The organism is Myxococcus sp. CA051A (assembly GCF_013336705.1).
Classification (GTDB): Bacteria; Myxococcota; Myxococcia; order Myxococcales; family Myxococcaceae; genus Myxococcus; species Myxococcus llanfairpwllgwyngyllgogerychwyrndrobwllllantysiliogogogochensis.
Genome location: NZ_JABUMS010000008.1, coordinates 235,883 through 254,127, shown reverse-complemented (window position 1 = coordinate 254,127; position 18,245 = coordinate 235,883). Strand labels below are relative to the sequence as shown.

The following is an 18,245-nucleotide window of genomic DNA, read 5'->3' as shown; positions in this document are numbered from 1 at the left end:
CACTCAGGCGCGGGTGCTCATCCCCGGGCCGCCCGTCGTCGGCAGTCTCTTCATGGGAATCCGGAGGGTGAAGGTCGAGCCGCGCCCCAGCTGACTCTCTACCTGGATGCTCCCGCCATGGGCCTCGACAATCTGGTGGGTGATGAAGAGGCCCAGTCCCATGCCGCCGTAGTTGCGCTCGGAGACGGCGCGCACGAAGCGCTCGAAGATGCGGTGCTGCTGCGTGGGGGCGATGCCAATGCCCTCGTCCTGCACGGTGAGCACCACGGTGGTGTCGTCGGCGCTCAGGCTCAGACGGATGGGCTTGCCCGCGCCGTACTTGATGGCGTTGGTGACCAGGTTCGTCACGGCCTGGTCCATCCGCCGCCGGTCCCACATCCCCTCCAGGCTGGTGGGGACGTCGAGCTCCAGGCGACACCCCGCGGCGGCGGCCTGGGCCTCGTAGCGCGTGGTGACATCCCGCACCAGGGCGGACAGGTCCATGCGCGCCGGCTCCAGCGGGAGCCTGCCCACGTTGATGCGCGACACATCCAGCAGGTCATCGATGAGGTCGGCGAGCTTGCGCACCTGACCGCTCGCCGCGGCGAGCTCCCGGGCGAGTCGTCCGTCCGCCACGAGCGCCTCGGGGTTGCTCTCGGCGGTGCGGCGCATGGCGGACAGCTTCAGCTGGAGGGGCGTGAGCGGCGTCTTCAGCTCGTGTGAGGCCACGGACAGGAACTCGTCGCGGGCGTGCAGGGCCTCGCGCAGCCGCTCCATCTCTCGCGTCTCCTCGGCGTGCTTGCGCTGGGTGAAGTCCCGCGTCACCTTGCCGAAGCCGCGCAGCTCGCCCGTCTCGTCGAAGAGGGCGGTGATGACGACGTTGGCCCAGAACCGCGTCCCGTCCTTGCGGATGCGCCAGCCCTCGTCCTCGAACCGGCCCAGCCGGATGGCGGACTCCAGCTCCCACTCGGGCTTGCCCCAGGCGACGTCCTCGGGCGGGTAGAAGCGGCTGAAGTGCTGGCCCAGGATTTCCTCGGCCAGGTAGCCCTTGATGCGCTCCGCCCCCAGGTTCCAACTCGCGATGTGGCCGCGCACGTCCAGCGTCAGGATGGCGTAGTCCGTGACGCTGGAGATGAGCAGACGGAGCTGGTCCTCCGTGTCCCGACGGGAGTGTTCACCTCTCGAGTAGGTGATGGCTCCGTTACCGGAGTTCAGAAGGTGGTCGTGGTTGTCGCCCAAGGTGCCCCGCTTCCAGCCACCTAGGAGAACACGCAATTGTCGCCATGCAAGCGGCTGTCTCACCCTTTCGTCCAGTAGACGAAGGCGCCACCTTCCCCCAGTGGCGATGGGCGGGGCGGAAGCCTCCCTGCCCGGCGGTGTGGGCCGGGACAGGGCGTACGGGCAGGCAGGGGGCCTGACTTCCAGAGGGCGCGCGCGTCGCCCAGGTCAGCTCACGGCGCCTTCGCTGAAGGCTCGCTCGATGAGGGCCTTCATCGGGGCGTGGGCGGGCAGGGTCCCGAAGCAGTTGCCGTGCGCGCCTCCGAGCCGGGACTCGCAGAAGGCATCGGCGACCTGGCTGTTGCCGGCGCGCAGCAGCAGGGAGGCCTGGAGCGCCAGGGCGAGCCGCTCCACGACGAAGCGCGAGCGCGTCTCCAGCGTGGCGGTGTCCGAGAAGTCCTTGGCGATGCGCGCCAGCTCCGCGTCGAGCGCGGGGTGGCCGCCCTGGGCCGCCATCAGCTCCTGGAACAGGGCCTCGCGGCTGGCGGGCTCTCGGGTGGCCGCGCGCAGCACGTCCAGGCACTGGATGTTGCCGCTGCCCTCCCAGATGGAGTTCAGGGGCGCCTGCCGGTACAGCCGCGCCAGGTTGGACTCCTCGACGTAGCCGGCGCCGCCCAGGCACTCCTGCGCCTCGTTGACGAAGGAGGGGGCGCGCTTGCACACCCAGTACTTGCCCACGGCGGTGGCCATGCGCGCGAAGGCGGCCTCGCGCTCGTCGCGGTGGCTTGCGTCCACGGCGCGGGACACGCGCGCCGTCAGCACGGTGTGGGCCTCCGACTCGAGCGCCAGGTCCGCGAGCACGTTCATCATCAGCGGCTGTTCGATGAGCCGCCGGCCGAACGCCTTGCGGTGCCGCGCGTGGTGGATGGCCTGCACGAGCGCCTGACGCATCAGGCTGCTGGAGCCAATCATGCAGTCCTGCCGCGTGAGGGCCACCATCTCCAGGATGGTCGCCACGCCCCGGCCTTCCTCGCCGACCATGAAGGCCACCGCGCCCTGGAACTCCACCTCCGAGCTGGCGTTGCTCCAGTCGCCCAGCTTGTCCTTGAGCCGCTGGATGCGGATGGCGTTGCGCGTGCCCTCCGGCGTGAAGCGAGGCAGCAGGAAGCACGACAGGCCGCCCTCGGCCTGGGCCAGGACGAAGAAGGCGTCGCTCATGGGCGCGGAGAAGAAGAACTTGTGCCCCACGAGCGCGTAGGGATTGCCCGGCCCCTTCGCGCCCAGTTGGTGCGCGCGCGTGCTGTTGCTGCGCACGTCGGAGCCGCCCTGCTTCTCCGTCATGCCCATGCCGATGGTGACGCCCTTCTTCTGCTCGGAGGGCTGGAAGCGCGAGTCGTACGTGGTGGACGTGACGAGCGGCAGCCACTTCTCCGCGAGCCCCGCGTGTGCCCGGAACGTGGGCACGCACGCGTACGTCATCGTCAGCGGACAGCTGGTCCCCTGGTCGGCCTGGTTGTGCAGATAGGAGAGCGCCATCCGCGCGACGTGGGCACCGACCGTCTTCTCGTGTCGCCACGCGAAGTTGGGGATGCCGTGGGCGACGGCCGCCTCCATGATGCGGTGGTAGGCCGGATGGAACTCCACCTCGTCCAGCCGGTTGCCATAGCGGTCGAAGGGCTTGAACTTCGGCTTGTTCTCGTTGGCGGTGAAGCCCAGTTGCATCAATTCGCCGCCCGCGAGCGGGCCGTACTTCGCGATGTCCGCCTCCGCCCAGCCCCCGCCCTCGCGTGCCACGGCCTCGCGCAGCGGGAGGTCTGTCTTCCAGGCGTCGTACACCAGGGGGGGCGCCTGATTGGTGACTTCATGGGTGACGAAGGTCGTCGCGATGGGGTCGGAAGAACTCATGGTGCGAGGATAGGCGAGCGGCCCAGGCTCCGCGAGCGCAACGTCCGCGCCGGAGCGCCTCCCCGGGCGCATGCCCTGCGTCCCAGCCGTTCGGGGGGAACTCACGCGCCCGCGTGAGCACGGGGCCATGGAGCGCCGCTCGCGGGTCAGAAGGTCACTGTCACCACCAGCGTGTCGGAGTAGCTGCCCGCCGGCACGCTCTGCTGGGCGGGGACGCGGCCATGGATGGGGACGGTGATGTCCTGGCCCAGCAAGGGGAGGACCGGCCCATAGCGGGACGTGCCGGACAGTCCATTGCCCCAGATGCTCAGGCGGGTGGCGTCCAGGTAGAGGTTGTAGACGAGGGTTCTGGAGGACGGGCCCTGCATGCGCCGGAACGCGTAGTTGTTGGAGCCACCCTGGCTCAGGTCGATGGTGACAGGGGTGAGCTGGATGAGGCTGCACCGGAAGGTGATGCTCCCCGTGGTGTCGAGCGGCAGCGTGGAGGTGGGGGTGTAGTTGAGGAAGCGCAGGCCCACGACGTTGCGAATCTCACACGAAGCCCGGGCGCTCGCGGAGAGCAGCCCGCACAGGCCCGCAAGCATGAGCGCCAGGTCACCGCGCATCCTCATCCACGCACCTCACCGTTCCCAGGTCGATGACCTCGCCCGCCAGGGATGGGACGTCCAGCGTCGCGGCGCAACGTCCCCCGGGGTAGATGACGGTGGCCGTGTGTTTGCCGGCGGGGAGGTCCACCAGCTCGAACTCGCCATTCCTGCCCACCGGCGAGCTGACGCGCGCACCCGCGACGTCGACTTGAAGCTCGCCATGCGCGGGTGTCCTCCGGGCCGTGTCGTCGGCGAGCACCAGCCGGCCTCGGAACGCGCGCACCCTGTCCACCTGGAAGTCGAGCACCACGCCGCCGCGCCGCCACGGCGCCACCAGCTTCTGCGTCGTCCTGAGATAGACCTCCAGCGGCAGGTCCTCGTCCGTCAGCGACAGTCGGTTGGCCCCGTAGGACTGGAGCCGCGTCACCATCAGCTCACCGCGCGAGTCCGTCCGGCCGATGAGGTGGTTGTCGAGCCTCACGCCGATGCCCTCCACGCCCTCCACGCGCACCAGCGCATACCCCTGGTCCACCGCGCGGGTGGGGCGAACGCGGCCCCCGAGCGCTACGAGTCCACCGGAGACCTCGGCCGCGGCCACCAGCACGCCCTGGCGCCACTCCAGGCCACCCGAGGCGCGGCCCACGTTCGTCTCGTAGTCGACGCGGCCGAGGGCCTGGTGGTGAAGGCCCGTCTGTCCCTGGACCTGGAAGCCCAGTCCGCCTTCCACGGGGACACCGCGCGAGACATCCACCGAGGTGATGCCGCCTCCCCGGTTCTGGGTGTGGCCCAGCGAGCCCGTCGTCCTCGGGTCGAGGATGGCGTTCAGGGACACCATGCCTTCCAGCGTGGAGGGGCCCAGGAGCAACTGGCCTCGGCTGGCGGAGAACGAAATCAGGGTCCGCTCGGTCAATTGCGCGGAGGTGGACGCGCTCAACCAGGTGGACCAGCCGCGTGTCCTCCAGCGCGTCACCAGCGCCTGTCCGCCCACGCTCACCCGACGGCCCAGCGCGACGAAGAGGTTGCCCCCCGACTCCACCAACGGGTGCGCCGCGTCCGGGGCGAGGCTGCTGTGCGCATAACGCGCGCTCATCGCCCGGCCGAAGACGGAGCCTCCCAGCCACCGCCCCTGGACGGACCAGGCCGCGCCGGCCGCCACGCCGGTGTGTCGCTCGGAGCGACTCACGGCCTGGGACACCTCCAGCTCTCCGAGCGGCAGCTGGAACCACTGCACCGCTCCGGTGCTCAAGAGGTCCGGTGACAGCTCCAGCCGCACGCCCGGCGTCAGCCAGGGCGTCACGCCCATGCGGAAGGTGCCCAGCAGCAGCGGTCGTCCGTAGTCGAAGCTGCGCGTGCCGGGCGACTCCCGCTCGACGCCCAGCGACAGGTGGTAGTCCGCCACGCCGGGCGACAGCAATTGCGCGCCCAGCGAGTACGACGCATCCACCTCGCTGACGCGTCCGAAGGCGTCGCGCACCACGTAGCGCGCGGTGCCTTCGCCCCGGGGCACGGTGAGGTTCTCCAGCCGGTAGGGGCCTGGTGGCAGCTCGGTGCGGCGCACCAGCCGGTTGTTGACGTAGACCTCCAGCGTGGAGGGCGTGGTGACGTCGCCCGCGAGGTCCTGCACGGGGTTGCGCACGAAGTAGGGGTTGAGCTCGAAGGAGCGCATGACGTGCAGGCCCGCCACCACCGCGCCTCCGCCGAGCACGCCGCCCAGGCCGGTGGCCTCACCCGCGAGGGCGCGCACCATGACCTCCGGAAAATCCACCGACAGCTGGGTCAGTCCGCGCAGCGGTGTCGTGCCAGGACTCCACCGCCCCTGGGTGGTCAACAGGCCCCGGCCCACCGACGCGCCGACCTCGCCGAACAGCGCCAGCCGCGTGTTGCGCAGGTGCGCGGCGTAGTTGATGAACCCGCTCGGGCTGCCGGTGACGGCGTAGCCTTCGGGGGGCGCGGTGCCCAGGTCGATGCGCGTCGGCACGAAGGCGGTGGAAGGCAGCTCGCAGTGCAGGGAGGTGGTGCGCTCGTCGAGTTCGAACCGGCCCCGGGGTGCCAGGGATTGCAGCGAGACATAATCCTGACCCTCGATGCGCTCGAGGCGCGCCCCCAGCCGCGTCAGGTCGACCCCGTTCGCCTCCAGTGTGGCCGCGGGCAGCAGCACGTCCGTGCCTCTCACCAGCGGGAAGACGTCACCTCGGGGGACGCCGTTCAGCGTGAACTCCACCACGATGGGAACCACGCGCTCGGGCTCGTCCGAGGACGCGCGCCAGGGCACCAGGCTGAAGGCGCACGCCAGCGCCAGGGCCAGCGCGCCCCGGGCCGCCGACTTCTGAAATCGGCTCATGGCGACGGCGTGGGTCCACAGGGCGCGGCGGCGGTGACGGGGGCGCTGTGGCGGAACACGCCCCGGTCCGTCTCCACCTCCACTTCCAGCGAGCGGATCCGCTGGCAGTGCTCGGCGGAGGTGTCGAGCGCGAACACCTGCGAGCCGCCCGGCAGCACGTACCAGCCCACCTGGTCCTTCTCCACCAGTCGCTGGCCCTGGGCATCCAGGCCGCGCACCCGCGTCTGACGGATGAAGAAGTTCACCGTGCCCGGGTTCCTCACGCGGAAGTGGAACCGGGACTGGCGCAGGTCCACGTCCTCGACGCGGCCCTGGACATCCTTGTTCCTGGGCGCGACGAACACGGGGAGGGAGACGCGGGTGAGAATCTTCAGGCCCATGGAGGGCTGCACCGGCGCGAGCGGAGGCAGCTCCTCGACGATGAGTCGGAAGGAGCGCTCCGTGTCTCGCGGCGCCGAGGAAATGCCCACCCGGATGGGGCGGGATTCCCCCGGCTCCAGCGTCAGCATCGACGGGAAGAAGAACAGCTCCCGCGTCGGCTCCAACGTCATGCGCCCTTCTTCATCCTGGACCCAGGTGTGGACCGAGGCCTGGAAGCGCGTGGTCTCCGTGCCCTGGTTTCTCACGGTGACCACCACGCCCCGGGCTCCGGTCTCCAGCTCGAGCCGGACGGGATTGACCTCGAGCGACGCGGCGTGTCCCGCCCCGGGAAGGACCCCGCTCAGGACGGCCATCAATCCCAGACATCGGGACCAGGCGGAAGGACGGAGGCGCATGAGAGGGAGGTCTTTCCGTTAGAAGGTGATGGTGGCGACGACGGTGTCGTTGTAGGTGCCGGAGGGAACGTTCTGTCCCCTGGGCACGGTGCCGAAGACCGTCACCGGCGTGGACAGCCCCGTGCCGATGTACGGCAGGCCCGTGCCGGGCGTGTTGCCCCAGACCACCAGTCGCGTCAGGTCCTGGTACAGCGAATAGGACAGGTAGTCGGTGGACGTCGTGTGCAGCATCCGGCGCAGCGGCACCGCATCCGTGGAGCCCGTGTTGGCGTGCGCGCCCTGGCCCAGCGTGACGACCGCGGTGCTCAGCAGGGTGCACTGCACCGTCAGCGTCCCGGTGCCGAGAAGGTCCACGCCCGCGCTGCCGTTGAGGAGCACCGGGTCGTAGTTGCCGAAGTTGAGCGAGCCGGAGTTGATGCTGCACGCGGAGTTCACCGTGGCCGTCACCGTCAGGTTGGCGGTGGCGGTGGCCGCGTCTGCGGGAGACGCGACGGCGAGGGAGGCCGCGACGGCGGTCGCGGCAATGGCACTCTTCAGGGTTTTCATGTGGACAGCTCCAGCTGCGAGAAGACCGGTGCATCCCGGTTGGCGTCTGGCCATTGCAGACTGGGCGCCAACCTCGTGGGCGCCAAGGCGGCCAGACTGGTGGCCCCCGCTCACCGCACGCTTGATGCGTGTGCTGGGTGGCAGACCCGGAGCCGCGCCAGCCGGGGCATCCACTGCGAGGCGCTCACCTGTCCATGGAGGGCATCCCCTCGGTCCAGCGGGCAACAGGGCCTGGGCCGAGGGGAGGTCTCCGGTGCGGGGCCGAGGAGGCTGTCGGCTACCCACTCAGGGTGGTGCGTTTCCCTGGGCTAGGGGAGGAAGGCGCCCTTCACCGCGTCGAGCGGAGGGTTGGCTCCCGTCACGGGGTTGGTGCAGCCCTGGTTGAGGGTCCAGATGATGGTGCCGCCGAAGCCGTTGGCGCGCGCATAGGCGCCCTTGGCGGCAATCGCTTGCGGCGAGTCATAGGAAATCCAGCGCACGGTGCCATCCACCACGGGCGTGGCGAAGGTGACGTAGCTGGACTGCGCCACGGAGTCCCAGTGGTACACCCCACCCGTGGCGGTCAACGCGAGGATGCGCCCGTAGGTGAAGTCATTGTCACTGCCCACGTAGTCGGACCAGTCCGTGTAGGGCTGATACGGGCCGGTGATGTTGCGCCAGGCCATTCCATAGAAGGGCAACCCCATGCCCAGCTTCGCCTTCGGGATTCCCGCGGCCACCCAGGCATTCAGGCTGGACGCCACCGAGGTGGGGTGGGTGCCCGACTCTCCCGTCAGGGCGGAGGAGTACCAGGAGGTCCACCCGCCCCACGGCCCCGTCATCTCGTAGGACATGACGTTTATCTGGTCCAGGTAGGGCACCAGGTTTAGGAACCACGGGTCGGCGTCCTCGGGGAAGTTGGAGTTGATCCAGTTGATGGGGAAGGTGAGGAGCATGCCGGGACGGGCCGTTCGCAGCTCTCGCACCAGCGCGAGCAGGAAGGGCTTGTCGGCGGCCTCCACCGGCTCCCAGTCGATATCCAGGCCGTCGTAGCCAAAGCTGTCCATGGCGGCCAGGAGGTTGCTCACGAAGCGGGCGCGGTTGGCATTGGAGGCGGCGCCCACCCAGCCGTCATGCTCGCCGGAGCCTCCCACCATGATGATGGCCTTGCGGTTGGCCGCGTGGGCCCGCGTGGAGAGGGTGCGGGCGATGGCGGGGCCGTTGTCATTGTCGAACTGGGTGTTCACCGTGCCGTCGGGATTGGGAGTGACGCGGCCGACCACGATGTGGGTCATCGCGCTGAAGTCGACCTTCTCCGGAGGATAGAGGTCCGCGTTCCAGCCGGTGTAGTAGCCCGACACCCAGAGCCCGCTGGCCGGTGCGGGGGTGACCCTGACGGGAGCCGACGCGGACTGCGTGGGGTCCGCGACGCTGGTGGCCACCACGTGGTACGTGCCTGGCGTCCTGGGCGCGGTGTAGCGGCCCGAGGTGGTGATGGAGCCGCCCGCCGCGCCCTCGAGGACGGACCAGGTCACCGCCGTGTTCGTGCTCCCCGTCACCGTGGCGATGAAGGTCCGGGAGGTTCCGGCCGTCATCGAGAGGGAGGCGGGGTTGAGGGAGACCACCACGGGGGACGGGATGCGCAGTCCCTCCGCGCGCAGCGAGTCGAAGTAGAGCGTGGGCAGCGTCACCCCGCGCCCTTCCTGGAGCACGAGTCCCTTGATTCGCGCACCCGGGGTGACGAGGGCGGAGAACGGCACGGTGCACGTCACCCAGGTGTTGGCCAGGATGCGTCCCCCGGTGCAGCGCGGCCCCAGCTCCGTGCCGGTCGTCAGCGTGTCGTCGGCGTAGGCCCTGACGCGCACCACCGCGCCCGTCCCCGCCGTGCCTCCGTGGACGCGCAGGACGAAGGTGGCTCCCGCGTCGGCGACGTGCGGCGACGTGTAGAAGTACAGGGCCTCCTCGCTGCGCATCGTCGCGGAGATGGAATACTGCCCCTCCGCGACGGGCGAGGTGGCCCTGAGTGAATGCGTCGCCCAGGAGTAGTCGAACCAGGGCGACTCCATGGCATCGCGGTAGATCCAGTTCGTGGCGAACGTGTCGGAGTTCGCGGGGGCTTGTGGCTCCTGCTCCGTCGCGCTCGCGCCCCAGGCCCACAGCAAGGCCATCCCCAAGGATACCCAACCCACCCACCTCTTCATGTGTGCTCCTCTCGAGACCGGCCGGGCACCGCGCTCGCGCAAGGCGTGGCGGAAGTCCGGGGCTCGAAGCCTGTCCGGGATGGACGGGCCACGCGGCAAGCTGGGGTGAGCAGCCCGTGTCAGCAACGCCCGCCTGTCCCCGAGGGGGCTCGCGAGGAGACACTGCGCAAGGGAATTGGAGGAAAGGACTAGTACCAATCCCTTACATGCTCAGAAGCGTCTCGGTACGAGGGCTCCGGGTACGAGGAGCCGGGGCACAAGCAGGGCGATGACGGGGCAGCCCGGCGGGCTCCGGTACCCGCGCTCCAGCTGCATGGACGGCTGGACCTGCGCGGGCGGCCCCCGCGGCTCGCGCACGTCCGCTCCGCGCGGGGGCTTCTGGAGGCGGGGTGTCAGGGCTGTCTCGGGTGTATCGAGCCCCAGGGGTTGGGCGCCCGTCGGCCACGGTCCTGGCGGACCCTGTGTCTGGGATTGAGCCGGATGGGTGCGAGGGCGTCCGGAGGGGCTGACCTGCTTCACGTGGAGCCGTGGCGCGTCCTGGTGGATTGGCCCTAACATCCCAGGCGAGTCGCGGTGGAGGCGTGCGGGCTCGGATGCGGCTGTCATGGCGGCTGGGGGTGGTTCGAGATGAGCAAGCTGGCCCCGGGCAGGCTGCTGGAGGCGGAGGAGCCGCTCGCCTCGGGCTCGCTCGTGGAAGGCTTTCGCGTGCTGAAGCTGCTCGGCGAGGGCGCTTCGGGCAGGGTGTATCTCGCGCAGGACCTGGCGCTGGGGCGACACATCGCGCTCAAGTTCCTGCGGCCGGAGCTGCTGGGGCCCCAGAGCGCGGAGCGGCTCCTGGAAGAGGCGCGCACCACGGCCCGCTTCAACCACCCCCACATCGTCACCGTGCACGCGGCGGGTGTGTATCAGGGCCAACCCTTTCTGGCCTTGGAGTACCTGGAGGGCGAGACGTTGCGCGAGCGGATGTCTCGGGAGCGGATGTCGCCGGGGGAGGTGCTGCGCGTGGGGCGCGCCATCGCGGACGCGCTCGCGGAGGCGCACCGTCATGGCATCGTCCACGCGGACCTCAAGCCGGAGAACATCCTCCTGCCGAGGGACGGGCGGCTGCGCGTGGTCGACTTCGGGCTCGCCCGTCACGCGGGCACCTCCGCGGGCGCGGCGTCCGGAACCCCCGCGTACATGTCGCCCGAGCGCTGGAGGGGAACCCCGCCCGCGCCGGCGATGGACCTCTGGTCGCTGGGAGTGATTCTCCACGAGCTGCTGGATGGCCGCCGCCCGGTGGACGACGCGAGTCTCCCCGTGTTCGCCTTCACGCCGCGCCCGCTCCCGGGCCCGACGCCGGAGCTCGCCGGAGCGGCGCTCGTGAAGGACTGTCTCTCGCTGGCGCCGGAGGCCCGGCCGACGGCGGAGTCGCTGGCGAGAGCGCTGACGGACCTGCTGGAGCCGGCCCGGAGGCAGCTGGAGGCAGACCCCGAGCGGCATCCGTTCCGGGGGCTGCGGGCCTTCACGGAGGGAGACGCGGAGGACTTCTCGGGCCGGGAGGCGGAGGTGGCGGCGCTCGTCGAGCGGCTGCGGCAGGCGGCTCCGGTGGTGCTGACGGGCCCTTCGGGTATCGGCAAGAGCTCGCTCGTGCATGCGGGCCTGGTGCCGCGACTGCGGCAGATGGCGAGCTGGGAGGTGGTCGCCTTTCGTCCTGGCCCGCGTCCCCTCCATCGGTTGACGGAGGTCCTGTCGCTGGACGCGGGAGTCGCGCGGACGCTGGTCCTGACCCCTGGGGCCATCGTGGAGTTGCTGCGGGCGCGCGCTCCGGCGCCCGCGCTGTTGTTGGTGGATGCGTTCGAGGAGGTCTTCACCCTGGGGGCGGCGGAGGAGGCGATGGCCCTGGCGCGGTGCCTGTTCGCGGTGGCGTCCGCGGGCATCGGGTGGCGCGTGCTGGTGGTGCTGCGTGATGACTACCTGGGGCAGTTCGCCCGGGTGGAACACCTGGGGGCCTTTCTCGGCAACGCGTTCGTGGTGGGGCCGTTGTCGCCCTCGGCGCTGGTGGAGGCCCTCACTGGTCCCTTGCGTCGCGCGGGCCATGCCACGGACGAGCCCGGGCTGGTCGAGCGCATCGTCGCGGATGTCCGTGCCCAGCCCGCGGGCCTGCCGCTCTTGCAGGCCACCTGTTCGGCGCTGTGGGAGCGCAGGGACAAGGAGCGGCGTCTGCTGCGCGCGGCCGTGTACGAGGAGCTGGGCGGCGTGGCGGGGGCCCTGGCGGCGCAGGGACGTCAATTGCTGGGACAGCTCCCGGCGGATGACATCCACACGGTTCGACTCCTCCTGCTTCAATTGCTCACGCCCGAGGGGACCCGACGCCCTCGGGTGCGCGAGGAGTTGTTGGAGGAGCTGGGCGTGGGCGCGGGGAGGGTGCTCGACTCGTTGCTCGCGCACCGGCTGGTGGTCGCCTCCCGCGACGTGCGCAATGACGGGGCGCTGGTGGAGCTGGCGCACGAGGCCCTGGCCACGGCGTGGCCGGAGCTGGCGCGCTGGCGGCAGGAGTCTCGTGATGAGCACCTGCTCGTCACGGAAATCGACCAGGCCGCGGAGCTGTGGCATCGGCGCGGACGCCGGGACGAGGAGACGTGGGGCGGTGATGCGCTGGGGCAGGTGCTGCGGCGGGTGGCGGACTGGAAGGTGCCGCTCGCCAGCCGCTCGCGCGCGTTCCTTGACGCAGGGCGCAAGCGGGAGCAGGGGCACGTCCAGCGGCGCCGGGTGGGGATTGCCGTGGTGGTGCTGCTGCTCGTGCTCGCCACCGGGGTGGGCACGTCGGTGGTGTTCGCGTTCCAGCAGAACCAGCAGGAGACCGCGCGCCAGCAGCGGGAGATGCGGCTCATGGCCGCGGACATGGGGGACTTCGACCTGGTGCTGGAGTTCTTCGACTTCGATGCGCGCACCCTGACGTGGACCCGTGCGCCCGTCACCGCGCCCGTGCGGTGGGCGCTGGAGCTGAGCCCGGAGGCACGGCCGGACGAGCTGCCCATGAAGGGGGCACCTCCCGAGGGACGGGTGGATGAGCAGGGAGCCTGGCGCGAGCGCGTGGAGGCGCCCTCGCGGGCCGCGTGGCTCACCGTGGAGCGAGGGGACTGTCCTCCTTCGCGGATACGCCTCCTGCGACTTCCCGGCTACGCGCAGCGGGCCCGCCGAGAGGAGCTGCGGCTGCCGGTGCCGACCTGCGCCACGTCCCGGGCCGGGCAGGTGCTCGTCCCGGCGGGCGGATACTGGAGGCCCGAGCTGTCGCTGAAGGAGGAGGCGCGCTTCGAGATAGGCGCGTTCGCGATGGACAGGACGGAGGCCACCAACGCGGAGTTTCGGCTGTTCCAGGAGCGAATCCTTCCGCTCATGGGCGGAGCGCGGGAGGCCGCCCCCGCCCATCCGGACTATGAGCCGGCGAACCTGCCGAGGATTCCCGTCACCGGAATCGACGCCGGGGTGGCGGAGGCCTATTGCCACTTCATGGGCAAGGAGTTGCCGACCTACGACGAGTGGTCGAAGGCGGGGCGGGGAGGAGAAGTCCTCGACGCGAAGGGCGAGGTGCCCAATCCCGCGCCCCGTCGTCGGACTGTCTGGGGTGACGACCGGACGGTGCCGCCCGCCAACCTGTATGGGAAGGATGCCTTCGCCACGCTCGCCCCCGTGGGCTCGTTCCCGGAGGACCGCAGCCCTTATGGAATCATGGACCTCGCGGGCAACGTGGCGGAGTGGACGGCGACCATCGCCACGGAAGGTGACTACCCGGGCTTCCGCATGGTGGTGGGTGGGCGCTGGGACGCGCCGCCCGAGACGCGGCAGCACTGGCTCTTCTGGGCCAATCACCTTCCTTCGCGTCGCTTCGAGTTCGGCATTGGCACCCGCTGCGTGGAGCGGGTGCCTGCTCCCTGACGGCTTTCACACGGCGCTGCGCTGGGGACGGTAGATGCGGTGCGGCACGGCGTTGCCCCGGTATGCGACGACCAGCGAACTCCACACCGGATTGGCGTCGTGCATCTGCTTGAGCTGGCGCAGCATGCGGGACTGGAGGGCGCTCAGGTCCGCGCCGGGCGTCAGTCCGGAGACCATGGCGGCGGCGACGAGGTGCGCTGCATAGGTGCCTTCGATCAGGTCCGTGGGAAGGCCCGGAGGTCCGTGCAGCAGTCCTCGCGCGAGTCGTTGGACACGCGCCTCGTCCGTGTCGCGCCAGTTCTGGATTTGTCCCAGGGCATGCCCCTCCAGCGCGGCGGCGCGGTGCGTGACGAGCACCTCCGCGACGGCCCCGGCGGAGTGCTTCGCGAGCTCGCGGCTCACGGAGACGCCCTCGACGACGATGCGCTGCCCATTCACATCCGCATCCACCTCCCGTTCGATGAATCCCGCCCAGTGGGCCCGGTTGGTGAACAGGAGCTTGTCGACGGTGGCCGCGGCGAGGTACCCGCGCAGCACGTCCGCGGGGTGGGAGTCGTCGGACGGGCCGTCGCGGCGCAGCACCGGGCCACCACCCCAGGCGGCGTTGAGGCCCCGGAAGTAGCCCAGCAGCCCGATGCCCGACGTGGGGCCCATGTTGAGGATGCCAAGGACGTCCGCCGCCGTCTCGTCGATGCGGTCGGCCCAGTAGGTCGCGAGCGAGGGATACGTGTCCTTGAGCTTGTCATGGACGGCGTTGGACAGCTCCGCCGACAGCCCCGAGTCGGCATCCAGGATGTCGTGCCCCGCGGCCTCGTGCGGGAGCGCGGCCCACGCCAGCAATCCCTGATGCGCATTCGCGGGCGGCAGGCTGACCACACCCGCCATCAACCCGAGCACGCTCGAGGTGGCATCCACCGGCCAGGTGTACGGACCGGAGTCAGGACTGCCCCATTTCACCAGCGGCGGCAGGATTCCCTGGTCCGGCGGGGAGACACCCCGGCGACTCTCCGCGCTGAGGAAGCCATCGAAGAGGTCGCTGACGACCTCCTGGAAGGCATCCGTGGCGAGGAACTCATAGCGCTCCGCGTTCTGGAGGACGGCGTGGGTGGCGTCGAGCAGGAGGCCCGCGACGCCCGTGCGCCTCGGGTCCTGTTGGAGCAACTGGGCGAAGCGCGTGGCCCCCATCTCACCCAGCTTGTTGAGGAGGGGTTGATAGAAGGTGTCGCGATACGCGCCGGGAAGCGTGTCGCGCGCGGTGGAGAGGCGGCTGAACAGCTCCTGGTAGTTCGACGGCTCGCGGGGGCCGGGCTCTCCCATCAGTGCCGCGTCGCGCGCGTCCTCGACGAGTGCGGGCAGGTTGTGGGGCTCCCCAGGCGAGAAGACCGCCGGACCGTCAAGTGGCCCGCCAGGGGGCTCCGCCGGCATACGACGCGGGGACAAGGACGAGACAGGGACCTTCTTGGGTCGTGACATGGGTTCCTCGGGTGAAAGGTCCCCTGCTCATGGGGACAGGTGGACTCCGAGTTCCTGTCAGAGCAATCACCATGCCTTGACGAAGGTCGGGACGATGCAGACGTATGGCCAAGGAAGGGTCGAGAGTGTTTGTCCACTGTGTTGGACAACGCGCGACCTGCTTGTCAAATCCCGTTGACGTTCGCGACACCTCTTCCGCCGCGTGTCGCTCTCACGGTGTGACTGGCGCGCCCCCTGCAATGTCTGCCGGTGCCCATGACCTCCGACTGGCCCACCAGCATTGCCGTGCATCGACTGGGTGATATGTTGACAGACATGGTCACCCTCGAGGCCCGCTTTGCCCGCGAGCGAGATCTCTATCTCGCGGTGCTCCGAGTCCTGGATGCGCCGAGTCCCCTTCAACCCCTTCAAGATGTGCTGACCTGTCTGGTCGAGCTGGCGGATGCCCAGCGCGCGGGCCTGGAGCTGTATGGAGAAAGCTCCGTGGCGCGTCGTGAGTGGTCGCTGTTCCATGGTTGCTCGGAGCTGGAGCGCGAGGAGATCCGGGCGTTGACGTCGCGCGGAATCGTCGCCTCGACGATTGCGGCCGGCAAGTCGGTGCACACGGCGCATGCGTTGCTGGATGCGCGCTTCGCCAGCTCGGCCAGCGTCAAGGCGCAGCGCCTGGAGGCGGTGCTCTGTGTACCCCTGGGTGGGCGACTGCCGGGGGTGCTCTATCTGGAGGGAAAGCGCGGCGCGGGGCCGTTCTCGGAGGGGCTGGTGCAGCTGGCGGAGTCGGTGGCCCACTTCCTGGGCACGGCGTCCGAGCGGGCGCTGCTCCAGAGAGGGGGCGACAAGGAGGACCCGACGCGCCCCTTCCGGGAGCGCTTCCAACTGGAGGACATCATCGGCAGGAGTCCGGGGCTGGCGCATGTGTTCGCCCAGCTCGCCGTCGCGGCGCCGCTGGATGTGACGGTGATGATTGGGGGGCCGTCCGGCACGGGGAAGACGCAGCTGGCGCAGGCGCTCCACGTCAACAGCAAGCGCAGGTTGGGGCCCTTCGTGGAACTCAACTGCGCGGCCGTGCCGGAGGGGCTCTTCGAGAGTGAGTTCTTCGGTGCCTTCCCAGGAGCCTTCCCGGGAGCGCGGCGGACGGTCGGCAAGGTGGAGGCGGCGGAAGGGGGGACGCTCTTCCTCGATGAAATCGCGGAGATTCCCCTGGCCGCGCAGGCCAAGCTGCTCCAGTTGTTGCAGTCGCGGCAGTACTTCCCGCTGGCCAGCCCCAAGGCGTTCAAGGCGAATGTCCGGCTGGTGGCCGCGAGCAATGCCAACCTGGAGCAGTTGGTCCGTGAGCGGCGCTTCCGCGAGGACCTGTTCTACCGCCTCAATGTCTTGTCGGTGCGCATGCCGGCGCTCGCCGAGCGGCGAGAGGACATTGTCCCGCTGGTGGAGGCGTTGGTGGAGCGGTTGGCGGAGGAGAATGGGTTGCCGCGCCTGCGACCCTCACCGGCCTGTTTCGCGGCGTGCGAGCTGGCGGAGTGGCCGGGCAATGTGAGACAGCTCCGGCATCGGCTGGAGGCCGCGCTCATTCGCGCCAGCGCGGAGGCGGCCTCGTTCCTGGAGCCACGCCACCTGTTCGAGGGCATGGAGGCGCAGGGGATGGCGCCAGTGTCCTTCCACGAGGCGACCCGCCGTTTTCAACGAGACCTGCTTCGCCGCGAACTGGATGCCACTGATTGGTGTGTGTCCGATGTGGCGCAGCGGCTCGACCTGACCCGTCAGCATATCTACAACTTGATGAAGGCATTCGGCCTGACGAGGGATTCCCAGTCGCCTGAAAGTTGAAGGTCTCACCCGCAGTCCCCTGGAGTGTCTCATGCCGAGTACGCCGTTTTTCGGGCAGTCGACCATCAAGCCGCAGACTTCCGCCGCGGACCTGGAGTTCTGGTGGATGCCGGAGGTGAACGGCATCGGCTGGGGGTATCGCGCGTACAAGGTCCAGGTGAAGAGTCTGGACCCGAGGCGCTTCACGTTCGACCTGGTGGCGATGGAGCCGGGCGTCCCCACCCTGGTGGGGTTGGAGGTCGACCTCTTCAATGCCTCGCACGTGTGGCCCGGAGCACCCTCCACCGCCGTGAATGCTCAGCCGGGTCAGTTCGGCTACCTGTTGTTGACGGAGAAATACCTGTCGAGCCAGCAGGTCAGCAGCCTCGACGCGTACTCGGATGGTCGGGGCAAATGGCCCTTCGCCGCGGATTTGTCGAAGCGGCGGCGGGAAGGGGCCTCTCGAGGCAATGAGGTGATGCGTTCTGTCTCGGCGCTTCTCCAGGTGCTGTCGAACGAGCAGGAAGAAGGGTGAGAGGCCCGTCATGCATCTGACCATCATTGCCTATGCGTCTCGGCTCGACTGGGACATCGAGCGTGCTGTCTTCCGGGTGGACGGAAGCAGCAACCCGTTGCGGAGGTTCGCGCGTTGTCAGGAGCGGAGGCAGCTCGAGTGGGTCGTGAACGAGGTGGTCAACGAGTCCAACCAGCAGGTGTCGAGACTGGACATCTTCGGCCACGGGAAGTCCGGGACGTTGACGCTGGGAGATCAGGGGCAGGAGGTGGTGACCCAGCACGAGGCGAGCTGGGACCTCTTTCCGGAGCTGGGGGCGGATGCGCTGCTCACCGACGACGCCCACGTGCGGTTGCTGGGCTGTGACACAGCGACGCTCGCGGAGGGCCGAGCGGTTCTCGAAGGGCTCGAGGCGAAGCTGTCAATGGGGGGCAAGACGCGGAAGGTCTGGGGCAGCCTCGCCTCGATTGCTCACTCGGACTTTGGCCCCGAGGGGTTCCGGGAGGCGGTGGCCGGCCAGTTCCTGAGGACCTCCAAGGATATGAGTGCATCCGAGGCAGGGGTGCGGCGCTTGGGGGTCATCACCAAGAAGGCCGCGGGGAATGTCCAGAGCGTCATGCAGCTGCTCCCTCCGGGTTACGTTCTGGATGGGCTCGAGGACATGCCCGCTGGCGTCGTCGACGAGCGATTCTCTGTCGATGACCTGGAGGGCACCCTCTGCGTGGATAGACGAGTCGTCGCCATCAAGTCGAAGTCATCGAATCGAATCGCGGTCTATCGGTGGATGGGCGAATCGCACGCTCCGAGTCGTGAGGAGCTCAAGGCTCACCTGCCTCTCCACTGAGCATCGAGTCGTCGCAGGTCTCGTGTTTCTCTTCTGAAATTCTGTCTGCAATTGTCGCGTCGGGCGAGGCCTGTCGTGAGGCGCTTCGCGCGTCCGAGAGAAGTGTGTCCCGGTCGTGGCTGATTAATTCGCGCCCGTCGAGATCCGGCGGGCGCTGCATT

12 protein-coding genes are annotated in these 18,245 nt (G+C 69.4%); 4 read left to right on the top strand and 8 right to left on the bottom strand.

All coding sequences use genetic code 11. The features are described 5' to 3' along the window. Positions 1-3: 3 nt before the first annotated feature. The 7 genes from HUA74_RS23960 to HUA74_RS23930 form a co-directional block, all read right to left on the bottom strand. A complete protein-coding gene (locus tag HUA74_RS23960; RefSeq protein ID WP_254625214.1) occupies positions 4-1,218 on the bottom strand; it encodes a PAS domain-containing sensor histidine kinase in 1,215 nt (404 codons plus the stop codon). 207 nt (positions 1,219-1,425) lie between these two features. Continuing rightward, positions 1,426-3,102, bottom strand: coding sequence for an isovaleryl-CoA dehydrogenase (locus HUA74_RS23955; protein ID WP_174456404.1), 1,677 nt, complete (start codon positions 3,100-3,102; stop codon positions 1,426-1,428). A gap of 146 nt (positions 3,103-3,248) precedes the next feature. Continuing rightward, complete coding sequence (locus tag HUA74_RS23950; RefSeq protein ID WP_174456403.1) at positions 3,249-3,713, bottom strand: spore coat U domain-containing protein; 465 nt, start codon at positions 3,711-3,713, stop codon at positions 3,249-3,251. Next, positions 3,697-6,030 (bottom strand): fimbria/pilus outer membrane usher protein, encoded by a 2,334-nt coding sequence (locus tag HUA74_RS23945; RefSeq protein WP_174456402.1) that lies wholly within the window; start codon positions 6,028-6,030, stop codon positions 3,697-3,699. Before HUA74_RS23945 ends, HUA74_RS23950 begins: the two co-directional genes overlap by 17 nt. Then, positions 6,027-6,806, bottom strand: coding sequence for a molecular chaperone (locus tag HUA74_RS23940; protein WP_174456401.1), 780 nt, complete (start codon positions 6,804-6,806; stop codon positions 6,027-6,029). The genes HUA74_RS23945 and HUA74_RS23940 overlap by 4 nt, the downstream gene beginning before the upstream one ends. An 18-nt stretch (positions 6,807-6,824) precedes the next feature. After that, positions 6,825-7,352, bottom strand: coding sequence for a fruiting body spore coat protein U (pru, locus tag HUA74_RS23935; protein WP_174456400.1), 528 nt, complete (start codon positions 7,350-7,352; stop codon positions 6,825-6,827). Positions 7,353-7,660: 308 nt separating this feature from the next. Beyond that, positions 7,661-9,532: a glycoside hydrolase family 18 protein gene (locus HUA74_RS23930; protein WP_174456399.1), complete on the bottom strand. Its 1,872-nt coding sequence runs from the start codon at positions 9,530-9,532 to the stop codon at positions 7,661-7,663. Positions 9,533-10,159: 627 nt separating this feature from the next. Here HUA74_RS23930 and HUA74_RS46660 point away from each other — a divergent pair. Further along, on the top strand, positions 10,160-13,450 hold the full coding sequence (locus tag HUA74_RS46660) for a bifunctional serine/threonine-protein kinase/formylglycine-generating enzyme family protein (RefSeq protein WP_174456398.1): 3,291 nt from the start codon (positions 10,160-10,162) through the stop codon (positions 13,448-13,450). A 6-nt stretch (positions 13,451-13,456) separates the two neighbouring features. Here HUA74_RS46660 and HUA74_RS23920 read toward each other — a convergent pair whose 3' ends face one another. After that, entirely contained in the window at positions 13,457-14,923 is a 1,467-nt protein-coding gene (locus HUA74_RS23920) for a hypothetical protein (RefSeq protein ID WP_217443553.1), read from the bottom strand. 303 nt (positions 14,924-15,226) lie between these two features. Here HUA74_RS23920 and HUA74_RS23915 point away from each other — a divergent pair, with 303 nt between their 5' ends. From HUA74_RS23915 to HUA74_RS23905, 3 genes are read left to right on the top strand one after another with little or no spacing between them, the layout of a single operon-like run. After that, a complete protein-coding gene (locus HUA74_RS23915) occupies positions 15,227-16,747 on the top strand; it encodes a sigma-54-dependent Fis family transcriptional regulator (protein ID WP_174456397.1) in 1,521 nt (506 codons plus the stop codon). A 31-nt stretch (positions 16,748-16,778) separates the two neighbouring features. After that, positions 16,779-17,261 (top strand): hypothetical protein, encoded by a 483-nt coding sequence (locus HUA74_RS23910; RefSeq protein WP_174456396.1) that lies wholly within the window; start codon positions 16,779-16,781, stop codon positions 17,259-17,261. A gap of 10 nt (positions 17,262-17,271) precedes the next feature. Further along, entirely contained in the window at positions 17,272-18,084 is an 813-nt protein-coding gene (locus HUA74_RS23905) for a DUF4347 domain-containing protein (RefSeq protein ID WP_174456395.1), read from the top strand. Positions 18,085-18,245 lie beyond the last annotated feature (161 nt).

Excerpts from the sequence above, each read along its gene's own strand:
- pru (WP_174456400.1), bottom strand. The coding sequence starts at position 7,352 with ATGAAAACCCTGAAGAGTGCCATTGCCGCGACCGCCGTCGCGGCCTCC.
- HUA74_RS46660 (WP_174456398.1), top strand. The coding sequence starts at position 10,160 with ATGAGCAAGCTGGCCCCGGGCAGGCTGCTGGAGGCGGAGGAGCCGCTC.
- HUA74_RS23905 (WP_174456395.1), top strand. The coding sequence starts at position 17,272 with ATGCATCTGACCATCATTGCCTATGCGTCTCGGCTCGACTGGGACATC.
- HUA74_RS23910 (WP_174456396.1), top strand. The coding sequence starts at position 16,779 with ATGCCGAGTACGCCGTTTTTCGGGCAGTCGACCATCAAGCCGCAGACT.
- HUA74_RS23940 (WP_174456401.1), bottom strand. The coding sequence starts at position 6,806 with ATGCGCCTCCGTCCTTCCGCCTGGTCCCGATGTCTGGGATTGATGGCC.
- HUA74_RS23930 (WP_174456399.1), bottom strand. The coding sequence starts at position 9,532 with ATGAAGAGGTGGGTGGGTTGGGTATCCTTGGGGATGGCCTTGCTGTGG.
- HUA74_RS23920 (WP_217443553.1), bottom strand. The coding sequence starts at position 14,923 with ATGTCACGACCCAAGAAGGTCCCTGTCTCGTCCTTGTCCCCGCGTCGT.
- HUA74_RS23915 (WP_174456397.1), top strand. The coding sequence starts at position 15,227 with ATGTTGACAGACATGGTCACCCTCGAGGCCCGCTTTGCCCGCGAGCGA.
- HUA74_RS23955 (WP_174456404.1), bottom strand. The coding sequence starts at position 3,102 with ATGAGTTCTTCCGACCCCATCGCGACGACCTTCGTCACCCATGAAGTC.
- HUA74_RS23945 (WP_174456402.1), bottom strand. The coding sequence starts at position 6,030 with ATGAGCCGATTTCAGAAGTCGGCGGCCCGGGGCGCGCTGGCCCTGGCG.
- HUA74_RS23950 (WP_174456403.1), bottom strand. The coding sequence starts at position 3,713 with ATGAGGATGCGCGGTGACCTGGCGCTCATGCTTGCGGGCCTGTGCGGG.